The sequence below is a fragment of the Synechococcus sp. RS9916 genome, from assembly GCF_000153825.1.
GTDB lineage: Bacteria > Cyanobacteriota > Cyanobacteriia > PCC-6307 > Cyanobiaceae > Synechococcus_C.
Genome location: NZ_DS022299.1, coordinates 470550 through 495347, shown reverse-complemented (window position 1 = coordinate 495347; position 24798 = coordinate 470550). Strand labels below are relative to the sequence as shown.

The 24798-nt window shown below is 54.9% G+C and carries 25 protein-coding genes; 12 read left to right on the top strand and 13 right to left on the bottom strand.

Features of this window, described 5'->3' with window-relative positions:
* Positions 1-72: 72 nt before the first annotated feature.
* Both RS9916_RS02720 and RS9916_RS02715 read left to right on the top strand, forming a co-directional pair.
* A complete protein-coding gene (locus RS9916_RS02720; protein ID WP_007097686.1) occupies positions 73-534 on the top strand; it encodes a peroxiredoxin in 462 nt (153 codons plus the stop codon).
* Positions 531-1280 carry a DUF1350 family protein gene (locus tag RS9916_RS02715; protein WP_007097685.1) on the top strand — a complete coding sequence of 250 codons (750 nt, stop codon included), beginning with the start codon at positions 531-533 and terminating at the stop codon, positions 1278-1280. Before RS9916_RS02720 ends, RS9916_RS02715 begins: the two co-directional genes overlap by 4 nt.
* 389 nt (positions 1281-1669) lie before the next feature.
* On the opposite strand, the gene RS9916_RS02710 is transcribed toward RS9916_RS02715, so the two are convergent.
* Both RS9916_RS02710 and RS9916_RS02705 read right to left on the bottom strand, forming a co-directional pair.
* Positions 1670-1975, bottom strand: a complete 306-nt coding sequence (locus tag RS9916_RS02710) for a hypothetical protein (RefSeq protein WP_007097683.1) — start codon at positions 1973-1975, stop codon at positions 1670-1672.
* Positions 1976-3391: 1416 nt separating this feature from the next.
* Complete coding sequence (locus RS9916_RS02705) at positions 3392-3814, bottom strand: hypothetical protein (protein ID WP_156777457.1); 423 nt, start codon at positions 3812-3814, stop codon at positions 3392-3394.
* A 775-nt stretch (positions 3815-4589) separates the two neighbouring features.
* Here RS9916_RS02705 and RS9916_RS02700 point away from each other — a divergent pair.
* The gene (locus tag RS9916_RS02700; RefSeq protein WP_232199509.1) at positions 4590-5126 is read left to right on the top strand and encodes a tellurite resistance TerB family protein; all 537 of its coding nucleotides are present in this window, start codon (positions 4590-4592) and stop codon (positions 5124-5126) included.
* A gap of 20 nt (positions 5127-5146) precedes the next feature.
* Here the strand turns inward: RS9916_RS02700 and acs are convergent, their stop codons facing one another.
* Entirely contained in the window at positions 5147-7129 is a 1983-nt protein-coding gene (gene acs, locus RS9916_RS02695) for an acetate--CoA ligase (RefSeq protein ID WP_007097679.1), read from the bottom strand.
* 113 nt (positions 7130-7242) lie between these two features.
* On the opposite strand from acs, the gene RS9916_RS02690 reads away from it, so the two are divergent.
* Positions 7243-7914 (top strand): HAD family phosphatase, encoded by a 672-nt coding sequence (locus RS9916_RS02690; protein WP_007097678.1) that lies wholly within the window; start codon positions 7243-7245, stop codon positions 7912-7914.
* 23 nt (positions 7915-7937) lie between these two features.
* Here RS9916_RS02690 and sds read toward each other — a convergent pair whose 3' ends face one another.
* The 5 genes from sds to RS9916_RS02665 are packed head-to-tail and all read right to left on the bottom strand — an operon-like array spanning position 7938 to position 12451.
* Positions 7938-8909 (bottom strand): solanesyl diphosphate synthase, encoded by a 972-nt coding sequence (sds, locus tag RS9916_RS02685; RefSeq protein ID WP_007097677.1) that lies wholly within the window; start codon positions 8907-8909, stop codon positions 7938-7940.
* 31 nt (positions 8910-8940) lie between these two features.
* The gene (gene murI, locus RS9916_RS02680) at positions 8941-9738 is read right to left on the bottom strand and encodes a glutamate racemase (protein WP_007097676.1); all 798 of its coding nucleotides are present in this window, start codon (positions 9736-9738) and stop codon (positions 8941-8943) included.
* Positions 9735-10826 carry an N-acetylmuramoyl-L-alanine amidase gene (locus RS9916_RS02675; protein WP_007097675.1) on the bottom strand — a complete coding sequence of 364 codons (1092 nt, stop codon included), beginning with the start codon at positions 10824-10826 and terminating at the stop codon, positions 9735-9737. Before RS9916_RS02675 ends, murI begins: the two co-directional genes overlap by 4 nt.
* Positions 10827-10831: 5 nt before the next feature.
* Complete coding sequence (locus RS9916_RS02670; protein ID WP_007097674.1) at positions 10832-11653, bottom strand: carbon-nitrogen hydrolase family protein; 822 nt, start codon at positions 11651-11653, stop codon at positions 10832-10834.
* A gap of 33 nt (positions 11654-11686) precedes the next feature.
* Positions 11687-12451, bottom strand: a complete 765-nt coding sequence (locus RS9916_RS02665) for a 2-phosphosulfolactate phosphatase family protein (protein WP_007097673.1) — start codon at positions 12449-12451, stop codon at positions 11687-11689.
* Positions 12452-12518: 67 nt separating this feature from the next.
* Here RS9916_RS02665 and RS9916_RS02660 point away from each other — a divergent pair, with 67 nt between their 5' ends.
* Complete coding sequence (locus tag RS9916_RS02660) at positions 12519-14084, top strand: UbiD family decarboxylase (protein WP_007097672.1); 1566 nt, start codon at positions 12519-12521, stop codon at positions 14082-14084.
* Positions 14085-14108: 24 nt separating this feature from the next.
* On the opposite strand, the gene RS9916_RS13715 is transcribed toward RS9916_RS02660, so the two are convergent.
* Entirely contained in the window at positions 14109-15119 is a 1011-nt protein-coding gene (locus RS9916_RS13715) for an extracellular solute-binding protein (RefSeq protein ID WP_007097671.1), read from the bottom strand.
* A gap of 92 nt (positions 15120-15211) precedes the next feature.
* Between RS9916_RS13715 and RS9916_RS02655 the strand changes: the two genes are divergently transcribed.
* Positions 15212-15880 (top strand): Fe2+-dependent dioxygenase, encoded by a 669-nt coding sequence (locus tag RS9916_RS02655; protein ID WP_007097670.1) that lies wholly within the window; start codon positions 15212-15214, stop codon positions 15878-15880.
* Positions 15881-15882: 2 nt separating this feature from the next.
* The gene (locus tag RS9916_RS13710; protein ID WP_083773026.1) at positions 15883-16209 is read left to right on the top strand and encodes a hypothetical protein; all 327 of its coding nucleotides are present in this window, start codon (positions 15883-15885) and stop codon (positions 16207-16209) included.
* Between the two features lie 104 nt (positions 16210-16313).
* Here the strand turns inward: RS9916_RS13710 and RS9916_RS02650 are convergent, their stop codons facing one another.
* A complete protein-coding gene (locus tag RS9916_RS02650) occupies positions 16314-17993 on the bottom strand; it encodes an iron uptake porin (RefSeq protein ID WP_007097668.1) in 1680 nt (559 codons plus the stop codon).
* 464 nt (positions 17994-18457) lie between these two features.
* On the opposite strand from RS9916_RS02650, the gene RS9916_RS13705 reads away from it, so the two are divergent.
* Complete coding sequence (locus RS9916_RS13705; RefSeq protein WP_071961543.1) at positions 18458-19051, top strand: Crp/Fnr family transcriptional regulator; 594 nt, start codon at positions 18458-18460, stop codon at positions 19049-19051.
* Positions 19052-19268: 217 nt separating this feature from the next.
* On the opposite strand, the gene RS9916_RS02640 is transcribed toward RS9916_RS13705, so the two are convergent.
* Positions 19269-19763 (bottom strand): ferritin, encoded by a 495-nt coding sequence (locus tag RS9916_RS02640; protein ID WP_007097665.1) that lies wholly within the window; start codon positions 19761-19763, stop codon positions 19269-19271.
* Between the two features lie 355 nt (positions 19764-20118).
* Positions 20119-20742, bottom strand: a complete 624-nt coding sequence (locus RS9916_RS14295; RefSeq protein WP_007097664.1) for a helix-turn-helix domain-containing protein — start codon at positions 20740-20742, stop codon at positions 20119-20121.
* A 275-nt stretch (positions 20743-21017) separates the two neighbouring features.
* On the opposite strand from RS9916_RS14295, the gene aroA reads away from it, so the two are divergent.
* On the top strand, positions 21018-22337 hold the full coding sequence (gene aroA, locus RS9916_RS02635; protein WP_038023134.1) for a 3-phosphoshikimate 1-carboxyvinyltransferase: 1320 nt from the start codon (positions 21018-21020) through the stop codon (positions 22335-22337).
* On the top strand, positions 22312-23298 hold the full coding sequence (locus tag RS9916_RS02630) for a tRNA (5-methylaminomethyl-2-thiouridine)(34)-methyltransferase MnmD (RefSeq protein WP_007097662.1): 987 nt from the start codon (positions 22312-22314) through the stop codon (positions 23296-23298). Before aroA ends, RS9916_RS02630 begins: the two co-directional genes overlap by 26 nt.
* A gap of 75 nt (positions 23299-23373) precedes the next feature.
* Here the strand turns inward: RS9916_RS02630 and RS9916_RS02625 are convergent, their stop codons facing one another.
* On the bottom strand, positions 23374-23562 hold the full coding sequence (locus RS9916_RS02625) for a hypothetical protein (protein WP_007097661.1): 189 nt from the start codon (positions 23560-23562) through the stop codon (positions 23374-23376).
* 611 nt (positions 23563-24173) lie between these two features.
* Between RS9916_RS02625 and RS9916_RS02620 the strand changes: the two genes are divergently transcribed.
* Positions 24174-24455: a hypothetical protein gene (locus RS9916_RS02620; protein ID WP_038023130.1), complete on the top strand. Its 282-nt coding sequence runs from the start codon at positions 24174-24176 to the stop codon at positions 24453-24455.
* Between the two features lie 98 nt (positions 24456-24553).
* On the top strand, positions 24554-24739 hold the full coding sequence (locus tag RS9916_RS02615) for a hypothetical protein (RefSeq protein ID WP_007097659.1): 186 nt from the start codon (positions 24554-24556) through the stop codon (positions 24737-24739).
* Positions 24740-24798 lie beyond the last annotated feature (59 nt).

Below are 24798 nucleotides of genomic sequence, written 5' to 3'. Positions count from 1 at the left end.
CCCTTGATTCGCCCATTCTCCGCTCTTCTCCACCACTTCCTAGGGTTGCCGCTCCAATTGGCTTGCTCCTCGATGGCCCTCAGCGTTGGTGACCGCGCACCCTCCCTTCAGCTTGAGGACCATGACGGCAAGCGCTGTGCGGTCGGCGAACGCAATGGCACACCTCTGGTGATGTTTTTTTATCCCAAAGACGACACCCCTGGATGCACAGCGGAAGCCTGTGGCTTTCGCGATTCCCACAGCGAACTGCAAAACCTGGGTGCTGAGGTATGGGGCGTCAGTGGGGATGACGCCGTCAGTCATCGGCGCTTCGCAACACGCCATCAATTGCCCTTCCCCCTTCTGAGCGACGGAGATCAGGCCCTTCGCCGTGCATTTGGCGTGCCCAAGACCCTGGGTCTGCTGCCTTCTCGCGTGACCTACGTGATCGATGGCAACGGGGTGATTCGCCACGTGTTCAACAACCTGCTGGATGGGCCAGCCCATGTGCGAGAGGCCCTGCAGGTGCTGCGCTCTCTTCGCACGCAGGCATGAGCAGCTGGCGACGATGCGGTGAGTGCTGGACGCTCTGGCCCCGCCAGCAAGTGCAAGGCGTGGTTGAGTTTGTTGGTGGCAGCTATCTGGCCGCCACACCCCATATCAGTTATCGGCGCCTGCTCGAAGGACTAGTCCACAGCGGTCTCGCCGTGCATGCCTGGAGCTATGTGCCTGGTTTTGACCACCAGCTCCAGGCGCGGCAAGCCTGGAACGCCATGCGCCAATGCCGAACAACGTTGCAGGAGCGCATTGGCTCACGGCTAGTGCCACTTCGGCTTGGCCACAGCCTGGGCTGCAAACTGCACCTCCTGGCACCGGATGGTGGGCGGGGATGCCATGGCCTGGTGGCCCTCAGTTTCAACAATTTCACCGCCGATCAATCCATTCCTCTGCTGGGAGTGGTGGCCCCAAGCCTGGGAGTGAGTACGGAATTCAGCCCAAGTCCCCAGGAAACCCTTCGCCTGATCGCTTGCCACTACCACCAGGCGCACAATCTGGTGGTGCGCTTCGGCGATGACCAACTCGACCAGAGCCTAGAGCTGGTCAAAGCCTTGCAATCGCGCAACGGCGATGGATCACAGCTCCTGCACTTGCCAGGGGATCACCTCACGCCTGCCAGTGCCGGGCTTCGTCGCCAATTTCTTGGCGACTGGGCAGAAGGCAGCGAGCGACAGCAACAGGTGGAACAGCTTCAGCAGTTGATCACGTCCTGGGCGGTCACCGGCACGACGGCCTCCGGATAGATCACGGAACTGGCCTTGGGTTCACCAAACACCTCCTCATCACTCAAGCTCGTTTCAATCAACTAGATCATTTTGAAGACCTCATTCTTCAAATCACTGTCGAGATCAAACTCCTCGAATAGAGCAACAGCATCTTTATCCCTCCCCTCAATCAGAAGTTCATTGATAAGATTTCGCCACCACCCCCTTAGGCACCGAGACTGCTTCTCATCCCAACTCTGAAAAGTCATTCAATATTCAATGCTTGAGCTTTTCTAAAGCCCACTAGGCCCACTGGCTCTTTACTGGGAACACAAAGAACTATCAAATGATGCACTTTAACGATTATTTCTTATTGCCAATCGGTAAAGCTCTTAGCAAAACCCACCAAGCCCCTCCAAAAACAGGCTTTATCTCCTGCCGGAGCCGTACAAGAACAGTCCAGGAAATGCGGCCAATGGTGTAGCACCAACTAAAGCCGAATAAATCAGCCACAGCACAAAGTCGGCACCGGTCCCAACCATTGGATCAAACAAGAGCGACAGCACAACAACCCAGAAAGAGACGCCAAAAACGATCAACAGGAAGCAAAAAACAGCATCTTTCCGAAACCTGGGACCGACGCGCCAACCCAAATACAGAATCAATAGGGATGTCGCCAGGGCTACGCAGAACCCTACGACCATCAGAAGAAAGATCAGAATCATCACCGCCATTACTGTCTTCTGCGCGAGAAAGGATCAATCCATGCCATTGGCATTCTTACAGCCAGTGAGACACAGAGGAGCCACCTCTTACAAAACCAAAGAGACCCCCCAAGCCCCCTAGAAGTCCATTCACACGACTCGCCTTCGACAGTGCTAAACACCAAAAAGAGCCGATGTGCGACCTGCAAGCGGCGAAACTACGCAGGAAGGCTCATTGAGCACATGCGGAATGCAACCTTCAGACAACAAGCAGTTTAAAGCTTATTGATATTCAACTTTTGCTCAAGCTCAAACTCCTCAAACAATGCAATGGCAGAAGGCAATTTTTGATCTTTGATGAGCTGCCTAAGTCGAGCCTGCCACCAAGCCTCGAACTTGCTGGTATCTTCCTCGGTCCAATTCGTCGGAATGCCCATTTCACCTCGCTCTTTGCTCTCTTTATAGGTATCAACAAAACAGCTGCCAACAACTGCTTACAGCCAGTAAGTAGCAAATAACACCCAGGCACTCGTGACGGCACAGGATCAAAACCCCCTCGAGAGCCCTATGCCTTCACGAAACATGAGGAGGACCATCTTCATACCCTTTTGATTTCTCCAGGCAGCCAGAGAAGCAAACGCTACAACCAACCCCACACAAATCATCCCTTAAGCCCTGAAAGCGCCAGTACTGGGGGATCCCACAGGGCCCACAGCCGGCCAAGATGAAAGCTGTATAAAATGAAGAAATGTCCAAAACTCCTTTCGTGCCTAACAAAACACTATTGATCAACATATTGGGTGCCGCATTTTGGATTGCTCTCTTCTTGAGCTCACACTCAGTTAATGGAAAGGCCAACCGCAAGGCTGGCGCTGAAAAGGTTCTTAGCTGCGCCAGAAGCAAAGCAAACTCAACGAACCTTGTCTCGATCAACAACATTCAAGACTGCTCTAATAGCGTCGAGTAAGAGCTAACTACTTGGAGCGATCTCGCAATAGACATCCATAATTTTTCACGGCTGAAGTGAAACAATACTCTCGCTGTCGGATCCAGTCACCAGAATGAACATCAAGACATGCCAATCGCAAGGGCTCCGAAGAACTCGGGCAGCCAATGTCCAGTTCCAACCATCAAAGTCAGCACCCATTCAATCGACCAGCTCAAAAGGCCGTTTTAGCCTCAAGTTATTCAGAAGCGTATCTCGTCACTACTGAGGGACTCTTTGACAGACTGGACCCAGCCCATTGCAGTCATCCATAACTAAATCCAAGTGCTGTATAGCAATATCAATGAAGCCCTAGAGCGCATGATGAAAGGCTTGCATCGTTTTGAAAAGACAATCCATTCGATCTGCTAGCGAACAGGTGAGGTGTGACCAAGGGCCAGCCACCCTGGATCAAGCAGGGAAACAGAGCCCTAAAGAAGTTTTAAACTCAGCTTCTTCATTCAATCAAAGTCTCTCTTTTCAATCGTCTCCACAACGCAGCTACCTCTATCTTCAGTAGTTCGAAGAAACCCATCAAACCTCCTACGCGATGCCTGAAAATGTCCATCAACAAGATTCAGATCGAGCTTGAAAGAATCAGCCAAACTCGAACTATTAGCTGCTAGGTCACTTTTCTCTCTTTTCTGATTGACCTTTACAGAAACAGGGAAATCAGATTCAGCGGGAAACTTTTCACCCTCCCACTGAACTGAACTCTCTTCTTTTCCAAAAATCCAGACCAACTTTGCCTCCATAGGAACAGCAAAGCTCTTGATCCTGTTTGAGTCACCATCAAATTCGACTACGTGACGCTCAAAAAAACAGTTGAGAACAATCAAAGCTGTTGCCAGAATTTCCATTAATGGCAAATAACCCCAAGTCACTATACACCATTAGACATACCACTGAACTCAAACATAGGCTTGGGGGCAAAATCTTGTCCAACTTAATGGCAACACCAAAGAGAGAGTCAATCTTCGGCCAACAAATAAATTTATGCAGCGAAGATAATCTTCAGACAAAAACAAATGCCGAATAACAATTCAGATTATTTTGAAGCACTGCAGCGCACCTACGAGCTTAATCACAGCCAGCACTGAAGCACTGGCACCATCACAGCCACAAAACCTGACCCTCAGCGTCTTCGGCTTTACACATTAATAATGCTAAAAACCTGCAACTCAACCTCCAAAAGCAGGCACCATCCCCTGCAGTTACCACGATCAAGTCGAGCAAGCAATGCCCAATAAAGCCTAGGATGAAAGTGATGCGCTGGTATTGATAATCATCAAAAGCACTGCAATCGAGGACTCTAGCGCCCTGAAAGAAACCTTATATTGACTTGCAAAGACGAAACAAAAGAGTCCCAGCAAAGAACAGCACGTCAACAAAAGAGGAACAAACTAAATCTTCCTTATCCTGCTTAAAGGTTAGCAATTTTAATTTATTGTCTATTGAACGAACAAGCCCATTAGCTATTTGGCGTAAATTTGGCAGCCCTTTGATTAATGCTCACACGGAGCAAGAACCCATTTGCCGCTGCCGGCAGCTGTCGTCGACAGGAGGTGAGAAGGATCAAGAGTCAGCACCTGTTGATCAAAGGTCTCGTCAGCATGGCTACCTTTCAGCTGGGTAGATAGTCGAACAGCTGTACACGTCATGAACAATTCTGACCAAACATCCACAGAAACCCAATATCAACCAAGCCATGAGGCTGAAAGGTCTGTCATACCCGCAAGTCATGCAGCTTTGCTGCAAATCGCCCAAGTGATCGCCCGCAGTGATGGAAGCGTGTCAGAGCAGGAAGAACAACTGCTTCTCGATCTACCCAAACGTCTGGGCTTGCAAAACGCTGAAACGCAGTCTGGGCTGAACCTGCAGTCTCTTGCCAGCCTCGCCGACACGCTCACGACCCATGGTGATCGTTGTCTCGCAGCCAGGATCGCTTGTCTGGTGGCAGGCGTCTCGCGCAATCCAGGCGATCAACAGGACATCAATCCCAAGGAACGTTCTGCATATCGCGAACTGGTGGCGGCACTGAACCTCAAGGACGAAGAACTGAGCGAAATCGAATGGGCAGCCATGGCAGAGCTGAAGCAGGGAAAATCGCTGCTTCAGCTCGTCGGTGATGCCCTGTTTGGAGAGAACTCATGGCCCGATCCTGGTCTGATGGGCCCGGAAATTCCGGGCCTGTGACGCAACTAAGGCCAAAGACATCAGGCGCGCAGCTTGTCGAGAACTGAGCGATCTTCCAGGGTGCTGGTGTCGCCACTCACCTCCTGACCAGCAGCCAGGGCCCGCAGAATCCGGCGCATGATCTTGCCGCTGCGGGTTTTGGGCAGGGCATCACTGCAGCGGATTTCATCGGGGCGGGCAATTGGACCGATCTCCTGACCCACGTGTGCCCGCAGTTCAGCCACAAGCGCATCATTGGCGTCCCGTCCGGATTCAAGGGTCACGAAGGCCACGATGCCTTCGCCCTTGAGGTCGTCGGGGCGGCCCACGACGGCAGCCTCAGCCACAGCCGGATGGCTGACTAGGGCCGACTCAATTTCCATGGTGCCGAGACGGTGACCGGACACGTTGATCACGTCATCCACACGCCCCATCACCCAGACGTAGCCGTCACTATCGCGACGGGCTCCATCACCGGCGAAATAGATAGTGCTGCCATCGGCAGGACGGATGTGCTCCCAGTAGCTCTCCCGGAAACGCTGCGGGTTGCCGTGCACAGTGCGCATCATCCCCGGCCAGGGACGGCGCACCACGAGGTAACCACCCTCATCGGCCTTGCAGCTGTTGCCTTCGGCATCCACCACATCAGCCTGAATCCCAGGCAAGGGCAGGGTGGCAGATCCTGGCTTGGTGGGGGTCGCTCCAGGAAGAGGACTGATCATCACGCCACCCGTCTCGGTCTGCCACCAGGTGTCGACGATGGGACAGCGATTGCCACCAATCACCTCGCGGTACCACATCCATGCCTCGGGGTTGATCGGTTCACCGACGGTGCCCAGCAAGCGAAGGGTGCTCATATCGAACTGATCAGGCACCTCACGACCGCTCTTCATGAAGGCACGAATCGCTGTAGGTGCCGTGTAGAAGATCGTGATCCCGTGCTTCTGGATCAACTCCCAGAACGCCCCCGGCTTGGAAGGACGGGGTGCGCCCTCGTACATCACCGACGTGGCGCCGTTGGACAGTGGGCCGTAGACGATGTAGCTGTGACCGGTGATCCAGCCCACATCAGCGGTGCACCAGTAGACGTCGTCCTCTTTGATGTCGAAGATCCACTGGAAGGTGAGATGGGCCCAGAGGTTGTACCCGGCTGTTGTGTGCACAACACCCTTGGGTTTTCCCGTGGAGCCTGAGGTGTAGAGCACGAACAGGCGATCTTCGCTGTCCATGGCCTCTGCAGGGCAGTCCGCCGACTGAGCGGGCACGGTGTCATGCCACCACACATCACGGCCCTCAGCCATCTCTGTCGGCTGCTTGGTGCGCTGCACCACAAGCACAGACTGAACACTGGGGCAGGCCCCTTCAGCCAGGGCGGCATCGACAGCTGGCTTCAACGACACCGGCTTGTCCTTGCGGAACCCGCCATCAGCGGTGATGACGGCTTTGGCCTCACCGTCGATCAGACGATCCCGCAGCGCTTCGGCAGAAAAGCCTCCAAACACCACCGAGTGGGGAGCGCCGATCCGGGCACAGGCGAGCATCGCAATGGCTGCCTCAGGGATCATCGGCATGTAGAGGGCCACCAGATCACCCTTGCCAATGCCCATCGCTTTCAAGGCGTTGGCAGCCCGACACACCTCGGCGTGAAGCTCCCGGTAGGTGAAGCGACGCACATCACCGGGCTCGCCTTCCCAGATCAGCGCGGTTTTCTCTGCGCGAGGACCCTCGAGATGGCGATCGAGGCAGTTGTAGGAAAGGTTGGTTTTGCCACCGTCAAACCACTTCGCGAACGGAGCATCACTCCAGTCGAGCACCGTGTTGAACGGTTGGAACCAATGCAGCTCGCGCTTGGCGGCCTCCCCCCAGAACTGATCGGGATCCTTGGCAGCCGCATCCGCCAAGGCCTGATAAGCCTGAAGGCTGCCGATCTTGGCGTCGGCAGCCAGGGCAGCCGGAGGCTCGAACACGCGCTGTTCGTGCAACACCGATTCGATCGTGGAAGTCTCGCTGGTCACGCCGGTCATCGTTGATCTGGGCCCTCAGAAGAGTAGTGAGCCCGTCTGGCCCCGTGGCCGACTGCTTCGCAACTCGTCGTCGAGGTGAGAATCTGGAAGAACGCCTTTGTTCACATCGGCTGATGCCTGTGCCTGCGGCCTGCCTGTTTGATCTCGATGGGCTGCTGCTCGACACCGAGCCGCTGCATGGTCAGGCCTGGGGCAAGGCAGCTGCCCATTTCGGAACGGCCCTGAGCCCGTCGCAGCTGCTGATGCTGCGGGGCCGCCGGCGGCGCGACTGCGCCGAGCAGGTGGTGCGTTGGATCGAAGCTCCGATCAGCTGCGAACAGCTTCTTGAGATTCAACAACCGATCGCCAAACAGCTGCTGCCTTCAGCCGCGGCCAATCCTGGGGCTGAAGCTCTGATCCAGTGGTGCATCACCCAAGCGGTGCCCATGGCGCTGGTGACCAGCAGTTCGCGGGAGTCGGTGATCTACAAGACTGCGTCCCATCCCTGGATCGACCAGATCAGGACCCGAGTTCTGGGGGACGATTCAGACCTCAAAGCGGGAAAACCAGCTCCAGACCCGTTTGTTCTGGCTGCCCAACGCCTCGGGGTCGCCCCGAAGGACTGCTGGGCCTTTGAAGACTCAGCTGCTGGGGGGCACGCCGCCATCACCGCAGGCTGCCAGGTGTGGATCCTCAACCCCGGCGGCCAGAACCTCGACCTCGAACAACTGCCCACCGGCGGACGCTGGGAGGCAATCAACAGCCTCAATGAGGTGCTGGAGCGGCAACAATCAGGGAATCAATGACTGACTGAGTGGAATCAGTCCGGTCAGTACAGGCGACTGAGCACAAATTCGGGGAGATCGAGAAGGGCACGGCGGCAAGGCGACTCCGGCAACCACTCCAACGATTCACGCGCTTCACGGGCAAAGGTCTCGGCCAACGCTCGGCTGCGCTGAATGGCATCAGAGGCCCGCACCAGCTCGAGGGCCTGCTGGAGGTCACCCTCTTCACTGAATTCCCGTTCAATCAGGCTGCCAAGCGCAGGCTTCTCTTCCAGGGCGTACAGAGCAGGAGCAGTGAGATAGCCACTGGCCAGATCACTGGCGGCAGGTTTGCCCAGCTGTTGATCACTACCAGTGAAATCAAGGATGTCATCCACCACTTGGAAGGCCAAACCAAGTTGACGCCCAAAGCGGTAGAGGGAATCGAGACGGTCAGGGGTTTGCTCACTCAAAACCCCAGCGGCACGAGCACTGTTGGCAATCAACGATGCCGTCTTGCAGTAACTCTTCTCGAGGTAGGTCTCGAACGACTGACCGGTGTCGTAACGGAATAGCCCCTGCTTCACCTCACCATCCGCCAAATCCATGATCACGCGGCTGAGCAGCTTGACCACTTCAAGGTCGTCAAGATTGGCCAGGTGCCAACTGGCTTGAGCAAAGAGAAAGTCACCGGCCAACACAGCCACACGGTGGTTGAAGCGGCTGTGCACGGTGGCCACACCGCGGCGCGTGGCTGCCTCGTCGACCACGTCGTCGTGCACCAGCGAGGCCGTATGGATCATTTCCGTGATCTCGGCCAGGCGGCGATGGCGGGCGGTGAGTTCACCCTCAGGCGATAAAGCCCTGGAAACCAACAGAACAATGCCGGGGCGAATCTTCTTGCCGCCCGCACTGAAGAGGTGCTCAGCAGCAGCTTGAAGAATCGGATGACCAGCACCGATCAAGCTGCGCAGATCACTGAGCAGTGTTTCGAGGTCGAGCTCGACCGGCTGCAACAGCTCAGTGACGGTGGTCATGGATCCCCTCGGTGCGGCGATCTTAAAGGGCTCAGCCCTCCCTTCGCAGGCTGATGCCCTCCACGATTGGACGAGCCCCGAGCCAGGGAGTGGCACGGCGCGCAAAACTCTCCGGATCAGCGGTCACGCACAAACGGGTGTTCTCCAGGGATAGCGGCCGCTCTGGTCGACCAGGGATCGGGTAACCAAGGAGCGCGTCGAGCTGACGGGCAACCCCTTCGGCGGGGTCGATCAAGCGCACATCTGGAGGCAAAAGACTGCGAAGCAAAGGCTCCAGCAAGGGGTAGTGGGTGCACCCCAGGATCACGGCCTCCACCGAGGCCTCAAGCAAAGGCGTGAGATAGCCCATCGCCTCCTCCCGCAGCTCCTGGCTCGACAGGTCGCCGCTTTCGATCAACGGCACAAAGTTCGGACAGGCCTGCTGCACCACCAGGGTCCCCGGATTGAGCGCTTCGATGCTCTGCCGGTAGGCACCCGAGGCCACCGTGGCGGGCGTAGCCAAAACCCCCACCCGGGTCTCACGCACCATGGCGGCGGCAGCACCGATCAAGCCCACCACCGGAACACCAGCCTGGCCTTCAGCAACATCCCTGGCCAAGGCATTGGTGGTGTTGCAGGCCATCACCACGGTGGACACATGCTGGTGCTTCAGCCAGGCCACCACCTCTGCAGCAATGGAGCGGATCTCAGCCGGCGAACGACTGCCGTAGGGAACTCTGGCCGTGTCCCCGAGATACACCGTGGGCACGGGCCCATGGCGCTGAAGAATGCTGCGCAGGACTGTCAGCCCGCCAACGCCGCTGTCAAACAAGCCCAGACAGACGCTCATCGCTGTCCTCTCAGGTAATTCAGGATGCCAGCAGCGATGGCAAGAGACAATCGGCGCCGGTGTCCCTGATCAGCCAGTCGTGGTGCATCCAGTCGCCCGGTAACGAACCCTGTTTCCACCAATGCCGACGGCATGGTGGTGCGCCGAATCACGAAGAAGCGTCCCTGGCGCACCCCCCGGTTGGGACTGCCCGGAGACACATTCAGCACCTGCTGTTGCACGTGGGCCGCCAAGCGAGCCGAACGGGGATCAGAGAAATAGAAGGTCTCAATTCCATTGACCTCAGGGCGAGACATGCTGATGGCATTGGCATGGATGCTGAGGAAGGCATCCGCCCGCATGCGATTGGCCAGGGACACCCGAGGCGGTAGGTCCACATCGATTTCGGATGTTCGGGTCAACACCACCTGCACCCCTTTGGCTTCAAGCAGCTGCGCCACCTGCAGCGACAGGTCGAGCACAACATCGGTTTCCCGCAAACCGCCAATGCCCACCGCACCAGGATCAGGGCCTCCGTGACCCGGATCAATCACAACCCGGTAACGTCCCCGCGGCACACTTGGCAATCCGGAAGGGTCGACCGGTGTTTTCGATGGGGTGATGCTGATCCCCGAATTCCAGCGTCCGCTGCTGCGGGTGAGATCCCCTTCGCCGATCGAGCGCAAACCCCGGGTGGGGAGGCCTTCAAACGCCATCGACCAGCGATCAACGGCAGTGCCCACCAATTTGAGGCGACCGGGATCAAGCTCGACGCCAGGAGCAAACTCGACCACCAGTCGGGTGGAACCCGGCGTGGGCTTCCCAAGTCGAATTTCCTTGACCGGTCCGCTGCCCCGCAGGGACCTGGAGCGACTCAATTCGCCTGGGAAATCAATCCAAACGCGAGGACCGCGACGCGAATCACCGGCCTCAAAGAAGGCCTGCAGACGGGCCCCCGTCGCCGTGCGGAGTTTCAGCACTCCTTCATTGGTGAGCTGCCAGGCCGCCAGGGCACTGGCAGCGCGTGAAGGCAACGCGCTGAGCAAGCTCGCCGCCTGCAGCAGAGCGGCGGCCATGAAGGCAACACGACGGGACTGCGCCGAAGGCATGGGGCTCAGAACAGGGCCGGTTGACGGTGCTGAAGACTGGGCATCTGACGACGAATGCGCTGCAGATGAGTGGTGTCAACCGGAGCAATCGCGGCACCAGAGCTGACTCCGGCATCCGCCATCACCGTGCCCCAAGGGTCAATCACCATGGCGTGACCATGGGTCTGACGGCGACCGTCGTGCATCCCGGTCTGGGCCGGGGCCACCACATAGGCGGTGTTCTCAATGGCACGCGCCTGAAGCAACACCTGCCAGTGATCTTTGCCCGTATAGGCGGTGAATGCGGCGGGAATCATCAACACCTCAGCTCCGGAGCCAACCAGATGGCGATAGAGCTCAGGGAAGCGCACGTCGTAGCAAATGGACAGCCCCACCCGGCATAAACCGGGAACATCCACCACAGGCGGTAACTCGCGGCCTGGAGTGACCGTGGTCGACTCCCGGTAGGGGACGCCATCGGGAAGGTCGACATCAAAGAGGTGAATCTTGTCGTAACGGGCCAGCAGCTGACCATCGCGACCCACCAGTTCCGCCCGGTTGAACGTGGTCGCCCCATCCCCTGAGGGCACGGGGTAGCCACCACCCAGAACCACCAACTGATAGCGCCTGGCCATGGTGACCAGGAAGCGACTGCACTGATCTGCCAGGGCGGGAGCCTGCTCCAGCCGCGCGGCGTCATCACCCATGAAGGCGAAGTTCTCCGGCAGTCCCACCAACTCGGAACCGCGCCGCGCCGCCAGTTCGATCTGCTCCTCTGCGGCGGCGAGATTTCTCTCCAGGTCCGATGTGCTGGTGAGTTGCACGGCGGCCGCCAGAAAGTCGCTCACAGGAGTGCGGGAAAGGACTGAACTGTAGGGGGATTAAGCCGATGCATCCGCAAGGCCAACAGCCCGCAACACCCCACGTTCCACCTGAGTCGGGACCACCGCCAATTCATCCAGACCGGCACAGCAGCGGAAGTCGGCATCGTGGTTTCCGATCCCGATCAAACGCTGGCCATGGGTGGCCAGACGCAAACAGGCCTCGGGATTGGATTGCCAGCGCTCCCAGAGCACCAAGGCCGACTGCATCTCATCGTTGGCAGCCACTGCCCCCTGGTCCATCAACACAGCAGCCACGGCTCCTGCCGCCAGGGAATCCTCCAGGGAATAGGTCCCTTCCCAACCGCTGCCCACTATCCAGACGCGCTCAGGTTTCTCCTGCAGCAAGCGCTCAGCCACAGCCCGTCGATTCGGCAGGGCTGCCGTCACCACACGGGAAATGTCACGCACCTTGTGGAGCGAGCGGGTGCCGTTGGTGGTGCTCATGAACAAACGCTTCCCTCGCACAACCTCTGGAGTCACCGCAACGGGTGAATTTCCAAGGTCAAACCCATCCAGGGTTTTGCCACCTCGCTCCCCCACCATCAGCCGCGAGGTCTCAGGCCATTGCTGGGCATTGGAGCGCAGCTCATCGAGATCGCTGAAGGTCTGAACCGCCTCGGCACCGTTGTGCAAAGCCCAGGCAATGGTGGTTGTCGCCCGCAGGACATCAATCACGACAGCAGCATCGGCTTTATCAGCCGCCTTGATGTCAGGCCCGCAATCGGGAACATCCGCAGCGACGTGGAAATAGCTGAGCTGCATGGCCACGCTGGACGAAGGGCGTGCGTCACAGTAACGAGACCGCTATCCCAGCCAACCAGAAGCATCTATGGCCCTGTTCCGTTCCGGACCAGCGACCCGCGATCTGCGGGGCTTCCTCAAACTGCTGGAGGACAAGGGTCAGCTCCGGCGGATCACAGCTCCCGTGGATCCCGACCTGGAACTGGCTGCGATTGCCGATCGGGTGTTGGCCATGGGCGGTCCGGCCCTGCTGTTCGAAAACGTGATTGGCTCCTCGATGCCATTGGCCGTGAACCTGCTGGGCACGGTGGAGCGGGTGGTGTGGAGCATGGGACTTGAGCGTGCTGAACAGCTGGAAGAACTCGGCAGCCGTCTGGCCCTGCTTCAGCAACCAAAACCACCCAAAGGACTGGAGGAAACCAAAGCCTTTGCCCGAGTCTTTTGGGACTTGATCAAAGCGGTCCCGGACCGTGACCTCACCCCCCCCTGCCGCCAACAGGTGTGGCAAGGGGACGACGTCAATCTCGATGCGCTGCCTCTGATTCGGCCATGGCCTGGCGACGCCGGTGGCGTGATCACCCTGGGGTTGGTGATTACCAAAGACCCGGAAACCGGTGTGCCCAACGTCGGCGTGTATCGGCTTCAGAAGCAGTCGATCAACACCATGACGGTGCACTGGTTGAGCGTGCGGGGCGGCGCCCGTCACCTGCGCAAGGCAGCAGCGATGGGCAAGAAGCTTGAGGTTGCTGTGGCAATCGGGGTGCATCCCCTTCTGGTGATGGCTGCAGCCACACCGATCCCGGTGCAGTTGAGCGAATGGTTGTTTGCTGGCCTCTACGCCGGCGAAGGGGTCCGACTGGCCCCCTGCAAAACCCTCGACCTCAAGGTGCCCAGCCATAGCGAAATCGTGCTGGAGGGAACCATCACGCCTGGGGAGGTGCGTCCCGATGGTCCCTTCGGCGACCACATGGGGTTCTACGGGAATGTCGAAGACTCCCCGCTGGTGCGGTTCCACTGCGTCACCCAACGCCGCGATCCGGTGATGCTCACGACCTTCAGCGGCCGGCCACCAAAAGAGGAAGCGATGCTGGCCATCGCCTTGAACCGCATCTACACACCGATCCTGCGTCAGCAGATTCCGGAGATCAAAGATTTCTTCCTGCCAATGGAAGCGCTCAGCTACAAGCTGGCGGTGATTTCCATCGACAAGGCCTACCCCGGGCAGGCCAAACGAGCTGCCATGGCCTTCTGGAGTGCCCTGCCGCAGTTCACCTACACCAAATTCGTGGTGGTGGTCGACAGCCATATCAACGTGCGCGACCCACGCCAGGTGGTGTGGGCCATCGCTGGCCAAGTCGACCCCCAAAGGGACCTGTTCGTGCTCGAGAACACCCCCTTTGACACCCTCGATTTCGCCAGCGAACAACTTGGGCTTGGAGGTCGGATGGCGATTGATGCCACCACCAAGATCGGTCCGGAGAAAAACCATGAGTGGGGCGAACCGCTTCGCCGCCCAGCCGAGCTGGAACAACGGGTCAGTGACCGCATGGCAGAGCTCGGACTCGATGACCTGGCAGGGAAAGAGCCCGATCCGGCCTTGTTTGGCTACGTGCTGGAGTCGCTAATAAATAAAGCAGGGCTGAAAAAAGACTGAGGAGCCCTGCATCCGAAGCTCAACTCAACGCCAACCAGATGCAGCCATGAGCTGAATCGCCAGAGGCTGATATTGACTCAACCGAGAAATCGTGACGGAATCTGGAGTAAAAGCACCCAAGCGGGAGACATAGGGAGAGGTATTCAATGAAGAAATAGGATGCTCGAATGTCGGATTAGCCAACTGCCGACTCCCCTTAGACGAAGCAAGATATTCAATCAATTTAATCGCATTACCCCTATTTTTGGCATTTTTCGCGACTGCGGCAGCACTAATATTGACATGGGCAGGATTTGGAATAAAGACTCTGATTTTCTTAGCGAGAGACTGATCTCCTGCACCATTCACGCCTGCCAACATTCGAGAGTAATAGTAGTGATTCACAATGCCGACACCACACTTACCTTGAGCCACAGCACGAATCAAAGAAATATCGCCTGGGAAATAGGGTTGATTAATATTAGACCTCATCCCTTTAAGCCAGACCTTCGTTGCTTCAACACCACGCAGGGCAATCTGATCAGCTACGAGTGACTGGTTATAAACATTATTTCTACGACGCAAACACAATTTTCCCTTCAGAAAGGGCTTGCCAAGATCTGCATAGGTCTTCAACTTAGACATTGGAACGATCTTGGAGTTAACCACCATGACCCTCACACGTCGAGTCACGCCAAACCAACGATTCTTTGGATCTCGATAGCGGGCAGGGACATCTTTCTGAAGAGAAGCGGATTGAACAGGTGAAAACAAACCCAAATTGGCGGCATTATTAATCCGCGCAGCATCAACAAGCAAGATGACATCAGCCTTAGAATTACTACCTTCACGCCTCAGCCGCTCAACAAGAGATGCTCCTTTGCTTTCCAAAAGACGGACCTTAATGCCAGTAGAATCAGAAAAATTCTTAAATACCGTTCGATCTGTATTGTAGTGACGCCCTGAATAAACACGAACCTCCTGAGAGGCAAGAACTGGGATCGAGACCAACAACGAGCCAAGGGAGCCAAGAACGACTTTTGCAGCTGTCGACATAGGGGAAAGGACACTAGTAGTATCAAAGGTCAGGCAAAAGCCAAAGGCGTTACAAAAGGCACAGTGCCAAAGCAAATTAAGCACAATCCAGCATGGAAAGCCTCGAAATCAAAATTTTCACCGAATCAGAGTGCGAGGATTTCAAAGCCAAACTTTTGACGCTTACCCCGAAACACTGGGTTGACGGAAAAACAACAACAGGCAGCCATGCGAAAACAAAAAAAATCAATCTTCAGCTCAAGCCCGACACCCAAGAAAACAAAGAGCTAGAAAGAGCCATTAGGGAAAGACTCCGAAACAACCCAAGCTTTAAAAGCTTTTGCATCCCAAAAAAAATGCACCATAATTTGATCAGCAGAACCGAAGCTGGCGGCGGTTACGGAACACATGTCGATAACGCATTTATGAAGACAGGAAGAGCAGACATTTCTTATACAATTTGCCTTAGCAGCGAGAAGGATTACAAAGGTGGAGAGCTAGTCATTCACGGAGCAACAGAGACAACAACAGTAAAAATGAAGCAAGGTCATGCTTTCATCTACCCAAGCAACCAATTACACCAAGTCAATACAGTTACATCAGGAATCAGACTTGCATGCATCGGATGGGTCCAAAGCTATATTGCGAGCCAGGAGCTACGCATGAATTTATTCAACCTTGAAGCAGGAGCAAACTACCTGCTGGCAACGCAAGGTAGGTCCGAAGCATTAGATCGAATATTTCTTGCCCATGCAAACTTACTCCGCAGCTTCGGAAGCTAAATTTGGTCGCTTGGCCTGTAACAAATGATCTCCGAGCAAAAGATCGGCAAGTAATAATAGAATTTTATTATTCTATGAAAACATCGACAGCCCTAAGCCTCCTTCTGGCGGCGTCTACTGCAGTTGCCATTGGAACTCCAGGGTCGACTGAAGAAGCGCAATCCACTTCAGTGCAGACCGCAGAACTCGAAGGGGGCTATCAAGAATGGACAACTGAGCAAGATGTATCAGACGAAGCAATCAAAGATGAGGCATTAAAAAAACAAGAAAAGCAGGCAGAGGATGAAGGCGTCTGCATTCCAATCGGAGAGGGAGAAAACTGCTGGTAAAACAAGATCAACCATGTCAAACGAGTGAGCGTAGCCACCACCTCACTCTAAATGCATAAAAAAGAGGGGCAAAGCCCCTCATTTTTATGTTCGAACTTAATTGGTCAGAACTTGAATGTGGTTTGTACAAGTCCACCAAAGGTATTGAATTGATCAGCACCAAGACCACCCGTCTCAGCACTAGAGCCAGTCTTCTGACCAAAGGGTCGACTTAAGTAGAAAACAGCAGGGGTGATCGTCACATTATCTGTGACCTGGAAATCATAATAGAGTTCAAAGGCCATGTTTCCATCATCTGGATACTTGGTCTTTGTACCATCTTTTTTAGTGACCTCACCCTTAATAGCCGTCACAAACTGAGGGCTACCAGCAGCAAAGCCAAGACGATTGCCCTTCATGAAGGCATCTTTCCAGTTCAGGCCAACCAGCCAACCCTGTGCCTCAGTGCGGGTTCCATTAAATTCACCCTTGATGGTTTCCTTGGGAAGATTGAAGGAGCTGAGACTCCAACCAACACTAATGCTGGGAATCCAACCATTATCTTGAGGGCGCCAATAGGCATTCAAGTTAACTTGATTTGCTTCCTCATAATTTTTGGTTGAAGCCCCCAAAGGAGTACCGGCACCACCAACGGTCATCCCCCGCTGGGAATATGCATAAGCGGCAGCAACTTGCCACTGTGTATTGCCGTAGGCGATCTGGCTCAGGAACTTACCTTTGCCATTGTCGGTCATAAATCCGCCCTCACGCGCGTTGGAGTTGGCACCATTCTTGGAAACATAGTTGGCACTCAACTTCAGTTTTGCGTCTCCATAGTTGGCATAACGGTCACTAATCCAGTTAACACCAAAACCTGGAGAAGTTGATGCACCATAAGCACCGTAATAGCCACCAAGCTTAAATTGCTTAAGGATGTGCCTGTAGACGCTAGGTGATGCACCCAACATGTAATAGTTTTCAATTTTAGGGCCAGCATAGACCCTGAAATTGCCTACAGGAAACTCATACCAAAGCTTATCAACCTTCAGGATATCTGCACTGCTTTTAGAAGTTTCAAGCTGAGATTGCTTTCCGGTGTAACCCTTTCCAGAGAAAGCATTGGCGTTGAAGTTACCAGTACGCAGGCGCGTATAGAGCAGATCCTTACCCGTGAAACTTGTATTCAGGTTTAACGTGTAACGGTAAGAAAATGAAAGGGCATCATCTCCTAAATAACCAGTTCGCTTGCCATCTTCATCGGTCGCGTAAAGGTCATCAGTCTTATCACCACCGTAAGACGTGGCACCGATCACAAAGTCAGCTTTACCACTCATCTTGGTGGTGGTGGAGAACTGGGTTGCTTCCAGTTCGCCCACGCGAGCTTCCAGACCGTCCACGCGGCCCTTGAGGATGGCGAGTTCCTTTTCGAACTCCTTCATCAGGCGCTTCAGCTCGTCGGTCACTTCAGTGATCCGGTCGAGGCAAGCGTTCAGCAGTGCGGCCGCTTCATAGCGGGTCATCGCACGGTTGCCGCGGTAGGTGCCGTTGGGGTAACCGGCGACGCAGCCGTAGCGCTCGATCAGGTTGCTCAGTGCCTGGTAGGCCCAGTCAGTCGGATACACATCCGAGAACTGACTAATACTGGTGACCTGCTCGAGGCTGCTGCCTAAAGAACTAGCGGCGTAGTCAGACACACCGTTGATGTTCAGCTCAGCAGCATTAGCAGACCGGTTTGCATCAACAGCCAAAGGAGCCAGAAGGCCCAGGGCAGCAGGTGCCACCAGCAATTGCTGGAAGAGTTTCATTGAATTCCTCACAAAAAGGCGCAAAGCGCTGTGAGGAAAGTAACCGTTTCAAAAACCGCAATATCGAAATTGCGTCACAAGGGCATTAACGCATTGATCGACATAGGGGCATCAAATGACCAAACAAAGGCGATCAATTGATACGCAGACGAGATCAAGAAAATCTAGACAGAAAAGACTCGATAGACGAGGCGACGTGCGCACACCAATGCTGAGAGCTTTTCAACTGACGCTGATGGGCCTTGTGATCACGGGGCTGTTGACAGCAAGGGAGAACTGGAACAAGCCGGCTCAGCACGAGCCGTCCACCCTCCGAACAACGGCGAAATCCTCTTAGGAGGCAGCCAGACGGCCCAAAACGCACATCCCCGGTCTCAATACGCTATCGCTAATGAGAATCGTTCACAGAAAGGGCGAAGAGGCTGTATATTGCAAAGGATTCTCATTAGCTTCACTGGTCCCGCGTGGATTTTCGATTTCTCCCAGACGAACCCAGCGGATCCATCCGTATCCCTCCCGGTCAAACGGTGTTAATCAACAGCAGCGACCACTCCGAGTGCTTGAAGCTGAACGTTCTTGAGGGAATTGCTCGGGTGTACTGCCCATGCGAAGAGACTGAAGGAATGACTCTTGCATTCCTGCAAGACGGCGATCAGCTCCGTACCGATTGTCTCTGCAGTGATGGAGTGTGCGTTGAAGCGCTTACAAACCTTCGGCTTGAAACAAAAGCAGAAGAAGCCACAGGGCATGGCTATGACTCTGTGAACGAGTGGACGCTTCAGCTGCTTCGGATTCGGCATCTAGGCCAAGCCGAGCAACGGCTTCACGCTTTGCTCAGCCTTCTGGTGAGCAGGCTCGGAAAGCGCTATGGAGAATGGTGCAGCCTGCCGTTCCGACTGACCCATGAACGGATCGGGGAATTGATTGGCTCAACGCGCGTGACATCAACTCGCTTAATGTCGAAACTAAGAAATGGTGAAATGCTAAAAACTGCACCAGGAGAAGCAGAGATACGGCTTTCTCCAGACCTAATCAATACAAGCCCACTATCATTTTAATCTGATATCAGGCAAATGAATATTACTCACCTAATCAAAAACAAACAAAAAATAAGCGAGCGGCTAAATCGTTGCACCAATTTCAAGCTTAGAGAAAGACTTGTCGAAGAGCTTAGACTCATCTCTGCCAACATACAGAGCTATATCTATATGACTAAGAATTCAAGAAGGATTGAAGCTAAATTCCTTTTAGAAGTTGCATCAAGAAGCACAAATTCTATCGACTTGTTAAGCCAGACCGAACTTCGCCATCAATAACTAAAAGGGCGGTCGAATCATTGTCAGCGAATTTAATTCTGCCGTGCAAATAAGCATACTGATCTTCAGAACCAATTTGCTGCTCTAATAAAGGGTCAAGAAAGACAGTCGTCCTTACATCATTCTCACGTTCTGCAATCGAATATAAGTGCTGAATTGAGCTCGTAGTATCAGCCTCCATCCTAAAAGAGCTGAATACCACATCTTCTAATTTTGACCAGTTTTGGCATGGTGCTTGAAGAGGTTGGAGGTCGTTACGTTGAGCACGAGCGACTAAATAGTCAGCAAACTGAATGGCATGCCCACGCTCTTCAGCAGATTCTGCACTAAAAAACTTATAAAATCCTGCCAGCTCCCTCTCAGCACACCAGATCGACATCGACAAATACGTCATCGATGCTTCTAACTCGAGATTGATGTGCTGTTGAATAGCACCAACAAGCTCCTGCGACATTGACTCAGCAATGACCCGACCTGAAGGACCTTGGGTGGCAAGGCCAGGAACTGATGAGGGGGCAACACCAGCCATTGTTAAAAATCCTTAGCGTTCCTCTTAGGATGAGTAGTCAATGAGCGCACGTCAAGTATCAAATGACGCGCTTGTGCAGAATTAACAAGCTATATTGAGAGTCAATCTCAAGAGACTAGATGGGGTTTTCGCGGAGTGGGCTTGGCATTGCTGAAGACCAAACAGAAACCAAGGGTAAACGTGTCAAAATCGCCGACCTCACGCAATATTCCAGGAAGAAGGGATGCAAAAAGTCAAAATGCTCTAAATGGAAAGGAGGAAAATGTAAATGCGGACGCGATTAAGTTTGAGCAAAAAGACCTTCAACAAATATTTCATGCTTACTGATTAAGTGTTCAGAGACAATCCAAGCTTTGTCATAACCTTGCACTTCTATCATCCCAGACTTTCTCAGGGAGAGCATATAGCGCGTAACAGTCGAACGAGTGCAACCTAAAATTTCAGACTGTCTTTGATGACTTACAGTAAAAGGCAGGCAATACCCCCTTGCATTTCTACTTCCAAAACGAAACGTAAGGATCACTATCAGCCTTTCAATCTTTTGATATGTAGTTTTTGAGCATGCAATCATAGATAAAATCAATGACCAATTCATCAAAGACAACTGGCCTTCAAAATGCTTTATGTCTACGTTGCTATCAACCATTTCAACCTTATCAATACCCAGAAAAACCGAAGACATCGCTTCGCATTTAAATTCTAAACCCTCATATCTTGCTGCAGGCACATAAACGCTCTCATTGCCAAAAAAGCCCAAAGTAAATGCCTCTCCGCTGGCCAAATGAACAGCAAAGAGACGAATCACTCCGTCAGTAATTAATAGCCTGATGTCGTCGCCAACAAGACCTGAATTAAATAATTTGAAATCAGCAATTTGAGAGCGCTTTAGCGTTAATGAGCTCACGCATTCGAAATGAATGAATCCATTTGAGCACCACTAAGCCGATCCAAGTGATCAAATGAGTTGAACCATCGTAACAATTGCTACTCCTTCAAAACACTTTTGGCACCACCAAGCGACACAAACAAAAAGCAAAAAGCAAATAAGCGAAATCAAATATGCGCTAATGGCACGAAGATTCATTCGATTACTATAATTAAAAAGCACTTCTTTTGGCAGATTCTCCGGTTGGGTGAAGCCGACCCATAGGATCAATAGGCCAAGTCCATCTTTAACCAGTGACGCCAACGCACAAGTCCCCTCGAGAACTCAAAGCAGGAGGTGGACTGAGCGGACGGGTACGTGTGCCTGGTGACAAGTCGATTTCCCATCGTGCCCTGTTGTTTGGTGCCATCGCCGAGGGCACTACGACCATCGAAGGCCTTCTCCCTGCTGAAGACCCGATCAGCACCGCCGCTTGTCTGCGGGCCATGGGCACCACGATCAGTCCGATCGAAGACGGCAAGCTAATCACTGTCGAAGGTGTGGGCCTCGATGGGCTGCAGGAACCAGGCGAAGTGCTCGATTGCGGCAACTCGGGCACCACGATGCGACTGATGCTTGGTCTGCTGGCTGGCCGTAACGGACGTCATTTCGTGCTGAGCGGGGATGCATCGCTGCGCAGGCGACCGATGCAACGGGTCGGCCAACCTCTGGCCCTCATGGGCGCAGACGTGCGGGGCCGCAACGGTGGCAATCTGGCTCCACTGGCCGTGCAGGGTCGCAAGCTTCGCGGCGCGGTTGTCGGCACCCCCGTGGCCAGTGCCCAGGTGAAATCAGCGCTGCTGCTGGCAGCACTCACAGCCGATGGCCCCACCACGGTGATCGAACCAGCCCACTCCCGCGACCACAGCGAGCGGATGCTCAAGGCCTTCGGTGCCGACTTAGATGTGGGCGGAGAGATGGGACGCCACGTCAGCGTCAAACCCGGTGCCTCCCTGACCGGCCAACACGTGGTGGTGCCAGGCGACATCAGCTCCGCTGCGTTCTGGCTTGTCGCTGGCGCCCTCGTTCCCGGGGCCGATCTCACCATCGAGAATGTGGGGCTCAACCCCACGCGCACTGGCGTGTTGGAGGTGCTGGAACAGATGGGCGCCCGCATCGAAGTGCTGAACCGGCGGGATGTGGCCGGTGAGCCCGTAGGCGATCTTCGGGTGACCCATGGCCCCCTTAAGCCCTTCAACTTCGGGGAAGAAGTGATGCCCCGATTGGTGGATGAAGTGCCGATCCTGAGCGTTGCCGCCTGCTTCTGCGAAGGGGAAAGCCGCATCACCGGCGCAGAAGAACTGCGGGTGAAAGAAACCGATCGTCTGGCTGTAATGGCCCGGCAACTGAAAGCGATGGGTGCCGATATTGAAGAGCACCCTGACGGGCTCACCATTCGCGGGGGCCGCCCGCTGAAGGGCGCCGTGCTCGACAGCGAGACCGATCACCGGGTTGCCATGAGCCTGGCCATCGCCGCGATGATGGCGGAGGGTGATTCGACCCTGGCCCGCAGTGAAGCAGCCGCGGTTAGCTACCCCACCTTCTGGGATGACCTCACACGGCTCCGCAACTGAATGCGGGGCGGCTGGCCACCCCCTCGGGGAGCTGACGGCTCTCGACACTGCGGACGGCAGCCTCAGCCTGCAAAGCTCACACTTTTCTGAAGCCTTCCACAGCTCAGCCGGCGCCCTGGCGGAGGCCAAAGCCAAGTTCGTGGCACCGGCGCAGTTGGAGCGCTTCCAATCCGGCACACCCCTCCGCGTGCTGGATGTGTGCGTGGGCTTGGGTTACAACAGCGCCGCCCTGATGGAAGCACTCCCTCTGGATGCGCCGCCCCAACTGCAGTGGTGGGGGCTGGAATTAGACCCGCGCCCCTTGGCATTGGCCTTAGGGCATCAGGGATTTAACGCCCAGTGGAGTGCTCCGGTGTTGGCGCGGCTCGAAGCGCTCAGAGATCGCGGCCACTGGGACGCAGAGGACGGCAGCGACGGGAGCATGCTCTGGGGCGATGCCAGGCAAGAACTTCACAAGCTCCCCAGCGATCTTGAGCTGGATCTGATCCTGATGGATGCCTTCTCCCCCAGCCATTGTCCGGAATTGTGGAGTGAAGAATTTCTTGGGGGCTTGGCGCAAAAACTTGCTCCAGGAGGAAGGCTTTTGACCTATTCCCGCGCTGCATCCATTCGGGGTAGCCTCCAGCGTGCCGGCCTCGAGCTGCGCTCTTTACTGCCCGCCCCCGGACAACGCAAGGAATGGAGCTCGGGGACCATGGCCCATCGCCTGATTCAAGGTCATCCACTGGCTGACAGCGGACCCGGTTGGCAGGGTCTCAGCCTGATGGAGATCGAGCATCTGCATACCCGAGCCTCCATCCCCTATCGGGACCCAACGGGCCGGGACCCCGCTGCCTCGATTCAACAACGTCGGCGCAACGAGCAACAGTGCTGCGCACTAGAAAGCACAAGTAGTTGGCAGCGGCGATGGCGTGGCTTGGCTTCCCCCAGCACAGTCTCAAAACCTCTTGCAGCGCAATAAGGCATTGAACATCGCTGGATGTTGAATACCAACCCTTAGCGCTGAACGACTGCGGATCCCGTTTCGGCAGACGTCTTAGTGGGCTTGGTGATAGGCCTCCACGGCTTCAGCAATACAGTTTTCTTCGGAGTTTGTTGCTTGGTCATCGCTAGCAACGGATTCGTTGCAGCTCTCTTCAATTTGGGTCATGACAGAAGCAGGAACGTCTCCCGAGAAAGAAGCCAAAGGAGCCATCAACAGCATGAATGCGACAAACAAAACCATTTTCACAGTTGAAAATCAGATGCTTTTACACAACTAGCTGCACTTTTGGTGTTGTCAACGCTTGAAGCCTCCAGTTGTGCCACAACGCACAATCAGGGGGAAGGCGACTTGCACTTGAAGCACTCGCTGGGCCTATGGGCTGCCATTAGAGTCATCGACAATTGATAACAACAAAGATTTAATCAGCCACAGACAAACAAATAGGAAGCATTGGTCATTTTTCTGATGGAATCAATTCAAACCACTCGCCAATGAGCTCACCCACCTGCCGGCAAGACTCAAAGACTGGCTTAGTCGCCGGACGCGACCTCTACCCTGATTTGCGACTGCGGTTCGCTGGGCATCAGACCAAATGGTGACAGCAACTGACACTTGGTCTTGAGGACTACAGCGAAAAACTTCTGGTGGTGAATAGGAATGCACCTCGACTTCAGGCCGCAACCTCAAGGGCTATTGAGCCATCACCCACCGCATCAGGCGCGTGGAGTGCCTGGTCTGCGAAGGAGGCAAACAGCATGAACCCTCCAAAAAATGCGCCTCATGCATAAAACTACCTAGCAAGGAAATCGCGACACAACACAGAGTTAAGCTGCAAAAAATTCAACCGTTCAATGAAAAAAATCTGGCTTCTAGGTTTCGCACCACTCCTGACTTCATGTGGCTTAGGGATGCCTCCAGAAGACTCAATCAGTGGCAAGGCCTATGAGCAATGCATCGCCATAGTTGATCTTGCAGAGCAGATGGGAGGAAGCCAAAGCAGCAAGGAAGTGAATGCGCTTCGCGAGCGCTGCAATTGCCAGGCAAAAACATCGTGGAAATACGAGGAGGAATACGGCTGGTCGTTCGTGAGCAGACCTGATGCCCAAGCCGAACTGAAGAAATGCGAGAGCTGATCAACGCCTGTGACCAGGATCACGGCGCTGCATGACCCTCAGCACCGCAACTCACAGCCAGAAGGGAGAGCTTGAGGGCATCCCATCGGAAGCCCACCATGACTTTTTCCCTCTCCGGCTTTGACTCCTGGACCTTTCAGGTTGTGTTCTACGGCAGCTTGCTTGTGCTGGAAGCACTTCGGGATGGCGAACGGCTGAGCACCGTTCTCAATCCGATGGACGACACCCACGCCCGTGCCCATGAACTGATTCGCTGCCCCAGCTGCAGCCTGATCGGCCGCTGAACCGAGGATCGATCCTGCGGCGGAGTCCCGGTAGATTCCGCCCAACCGTTTCAGCCGCC

Excerpts from the sequence above, each read along its gene's own strand:
- RS9916_RS02720 (WP_007097686.1), top strand. The coding sequence starts at position 73 with ATGGCCCTCAGCGTTGGTGACCGCGCACCCTCCCTTCAGCTTGAGGAC.
- RS9916_RS02715 (WP_007097685.1), top strand. The coding sequence starts at position 531 with ATGAGCAGCTGGCGACGATGCGGTGAGTGCTGGACGCTCTGGCCCCGC.
- RS9916_RS02710 (WP_007097683.1), bottom strand. The coding sequence starts at position 1,975 with ATGGCGGTGATGATTCTGATCTTTCTTCTGATGGTCGTAGGGTTCTGC.
- RS9916_RS02700 (WP_232199509.1), top strand. The coding sequence starts at position 4,590 with ATGAACAATTCTGACCAAACATCCACAGAAACCCAATATCAACCAAGC.
- acs (WP_007097679.1), bottom strand. The coding sequence starts at position 7,129 with ATGACCGGCGTGACCAGCGAGACTTCCACGATCGAATCGGTGTTGCAC.
- RS9916_RS02690 (WP_007097678.1), top strand. The coding sequence starts at position 7,243 with ATGCCTGTGCCTGCGGCCTGCCTGTTTGATCTCGATGGGCTGCTGCTC.
- sds (WP_007097677.1), bottom strand. The coding sequence starts at position 8,909 with ATGACCACCGTCACTGAGCTGTTGCAGCCGGTCGAGCTCGACCTCGAA.
- murI (WP_007097676.1), bottom strand. The coding sequence starts at position 9,738 with ATGAGCGTCTGTCTGGGCTTGTTTGACAGCGGCGTTGGCGGGCTGACA.
- RS9916_RS02675 (WP_007097675.1), bottom strand. The coding sequence starts at position 10,826 with ATGCCTTCGGCGCAGTCCCGTCGTGTTGCCTTCATGGCCGCCGCTCTG.
- RS9916_RS02665 (WP_007097673.1), bottom strand. The coding sequence starts at position 12,451 with ATGCAGCTCAGCTATTTCCACGTCGCTGCGGATGTTCCCGATTGCGGG.
- RS9916_RS02660 (WP_007097672.1), top strand. The coding sequence starts at position 12,519 with ATGGCCCTGTTCCGTTCCGGACCAGCGACCCGCGATCTGCGGGGCTTC.
- RS9916_RS13715 (WP_007097671.1), bottom strand. The coding sequence starts at position 15,119 with ATGTCGACAGCTGCAAAAGTCGTTCTTGGCTCCCTTGGCTCGTTGTTG.
- RS9916_RS02655 (WP_007097670.1), top strand. The coding sequence starts at position 15,212 with ATGGAAAGCCTCGAAATCAAAATTTTCACCGAATCAGAGTGCGAGGAT.
- RS9916_RS02650 (WP_007097668.1), bottom strand. The coding sequence starts at position 17,993 with ATGAAACTCTTCCAGCAATTGCTGGTGGCACCTGCTGCCCTGGGCCTT.
- RS9916_RS02640 (WP_007097665.1), bottom strand. The coding sequence starts at position 19,763 with ATGTCGCAGGAGCTTGTTGGTGCTATTCAACAGCACATCAATCTCGAG.
- RS9916_RS02630 (WP_007097662.1), top strand. The coding sequence starts at position 22,312 with ATGACCTCACACGGCTCCGCAACTGAATGCGGGGCGGCTGGCCACCCC.
- RS9916_RS02625 (WP_007097661.1), bottom strand. The coding sequence starts at position 23,562 with ATGGTTTTGTTTGTCGCATTCATGCTGTTGATGGCTCCTTTGGCTTCT.
- RS9916_RS02620 (WP_038023130.1), top strand. The coding sequence starts at position 24,174 with ATGAAAAAAATCTGGCTTCTAGGTTTCGCACCACTCCTGACTTCATGT.
- RS9916_RS02615 (WP_007097659.1), top strand. The coding sequence starts at position 24,554 with ATGACTTTTTCCCTCTCCGGCTTTGACTCCTGGACCTTTCAGGTTGTG.